At 40.1% G+C, this 2853-nt stretch carries 2 protein-coding genes; one reads left to right on the top strand and one right to left on the bottom strand.

The window, feature by feature from the left end; all coding sequences use genetic code 11:
* On the bottom strand, positions 1-2477 hold a 2477-nt coding region (putA, locus tag AC4GME_RS11950; RefSeq protein WP_490379445.1), incomplete at its 3' end, for a bifunctional proline dehydrogenase/L-glutamate gamma-semialdehyde dehydrogenase PutA.
* Between the two features lie 154 nt (positions 2478-2631).
* Here putA and AC4GME_RS11945 point away from each other — a divergent pair.
* The coding region (locus tag AC4GME_RS11945) for an ACT domain-containing protein (RefSeq protein WP_490379444.1) at positions 2632-2853 on the top strand (222 nt) is incomplete at its 3' end.

The following is a 2853-nucleotide window of genomic DNA, read 5'->3' as shown; positions in this document are numbered from 1 at the left end:
ACTTGTTCAGCTTGCGCGCTACTGTCAACTATCATGGCATTTTGTCCGCCCGTTTCTGCAATCAAAATGGCAGGGTCGCTGCTTCTGTCTGCCAATGTTTGATTAATTAAGCGTGCGCTATTGATTGAGCCGGTAAAGACAACTCCCCGAATTCTCGGATCGTTAATTATTGTGCTGCCAATTTTGCTATCACCCGGCAGGCATTGAACAACCTGTTTGGGAAATCCAGCCTGGTAGAGCAGTTCAATCACCCTATAGGCGATTAAGCTCGTTTGCGGGGCGGGTTTGGCAATCACAGTATTACCGGTCACTAAAGCCGCACTGATTTGGCCGACAAAAATAGCTAAAGGAAAATTCCACGGGCTGATACAAGCAAATACACCTAAAGCAGTTCGTTGATAATCTTTCTCCTGATCACCGAACATTTGCGCCGCTTTGACTGGCCAATCTGACAGTGCACAAGACGCGTAATAACGGCAAAAATCAATTGCTTCACGTACTTCATCAAGTGCATCTTGAATAGTTTTACCCGCTTCTAAAATGCACAAGGCGACCAACTCGGCTCTGTTCTCTTGTAATAAATCGGCTAAATTAGTTAAGCACAAACAACGCTCTGTTACAGGACGGTTATTCCACGCTGCAAAAGCAGATTGAGCATCAGTAATGGCTGCGGTTATCTGTTCTGTTCGCATCCATTTAACATCGCCAATCTCAAGATTATGGTCAAATGGTGCAAAAACGGCTTGCTTCTGTAAATCGATTACTGCGGCTGTTATTTGTGGTTTAGCATGCCATTTAAAACAGATAAAAGCAGCGATCTGTTGATAAAAATCATTGCGCTCAAATTCATTATTAATATTCAACCCCAATGAATTATCACGTTTATTAGCAAATAAATTTTCTGGTAATGGGATATTGGGATGGCTTACACTTTTAAAGTGGTTAAGTAAATCAACCGGATGCTCAGTTAATTTATCTAATGAATAATTAGGATCCGCCAGTTGTGAGACGAAAGAATTATTCGAACCATTTTCTAATAAACGCCGCAATAAATAGGGTAAAAGATCGTGATAATTACCTATCGGGGCATAAATGCGAACCTTCTGCTGATAACGCTCTAATAAGATCTGATATAAACTTTCACCCATGCCAAATAGTCGTTGAAATTCATAGTCTCGATGACCTGATATAGACAAAACAGCTGCAATAGTTTGTCCATTATGAGTGGCAAATTGCGTTGACAGTAATCCTTCGATGAATGGTTTTAACAAAAACACACTGCAAGCTAAATAGGAAACATCAGTGCTTTGTTTGCGGGTGAAAACAGGATAACTGCTTAGACCGCGTTGCTGGCACTGTTTAATTTCACTGTCCCAATATGCGCCTTTAACCAGACGAACAGGAATTTTATCTCCTTGTTTTTTCGCTAATGCCGCCAACCAAAGCAGTACATGTATAGACCGTTTTAAATAGCTTTGTACCACCAGTCCTAATTGTCCCCAGCCTTGTAAACTAGGATGTTGATATAGTTTTTCAAATAATATTAAAGAGATCTCTAAACGATCAGCTTCTTCGGCATCAATAGTGATCGGCACCGCTAATTTTTTGGCAAGCTTTAGTAATTTAAGCAGACGATTAAACAGCTCTGTAAATACAGCCTCTTGATAACGGCTTTCATAACAGGGATCTAATGCGGAGAGTTTAATAGAAACAGAGCTGGCAGCTGTTTTAGATATTTTACCTTGTTGTCCAACAAACTCGATAGCTTGTTGATATTTTTCATAATAATTCTCTGCGTCAGCTGTTGTTAATGCCGATTCACCTAACATATCAAAGGTGTAACTTAACCCCGGCAGTGACGGCTTATGCGCCTGCTTTGCAGCATTTTTTATATCCTGGGCAAAGACAAACTGTTTTGCTAAGAGTCCCATCATTTGATAGGTGATTTTACGAATAAGCGCTTCACTGAATTTGTTGATTAACGATAAAACCGCCTGCAGTGCGGGTGGATTTCCATGTTCAGACCCGGCAGGGGGCGTTACTAACTTACTGCCTAATAAAAGCCCCCAGGTAGAAGCGTTAACCCAAAATGAATCGGCATGATTGAGGTGAGTGATCCAATCCGCCGAAGATAATTTATCACGGATTAATGCATCTGCAGTGGTTGGGTCCGGAATGCGCAATAAACTTTCAGCTAAACAGATTAAGGTGATGCCTTCTTCATTATTTAAAGGGTATTCGAGTAATAAAGCATCTAGAGTTTTGAGTGAGTGGTTTTGACAGCGTGCTTGCGTTATTAGATCTATCGCCAGAGTTTTTGTCTGCTGTTTTTGACTATCCGAGCTATTTAGTAAGCTTAAACACTGGGTTAAAATGTCACTCTGATCATCATTTACTGCGCGCACAAAATCAGACCAGAGTGAAGCTGAGGATCTCTCAATAATATTTTCGTTTAGTACTTCACATGCGAGAAACATAAAAACTCCTTTACCGAGTGTTGCGACTGTTTCCTTTTGTTATAGCTCACAGGAGTTTATTGTGCGAATCTTAGCTGTGCTAAATAACAAAGGTTAGCAAACTGATGGTTGCAAGCTAATAATGAGATTACGAAATAAAAGAAAGGAAAATTAAATGGTCGGCGAAACAAAGTTAAGTAAATTATTAGCCTCAATGTCACCAGTGGTGCTAACTGATCAATATGTTTTTTGCACTGTCACTGGTTTATATGGAGATTATAGTGAATTAAATCCGTTAGCGACCTTTGCTGAAGCTGAAGGCTTAACGTTAGTTATCACCAAAGAAAAAGCGGATAACGCTTTACTTAAATATGAATCAGTATTTAAAGGCATAACC

The sequence above is a fragment of the Psychromonas sp. genome (genome assembly GCF_983033635.1).
The sequence above is the reverse complement of the archived record's forward strand: the minus strand, read 5'-3'. Positions and strand labels throughout refer to the sequence as shown.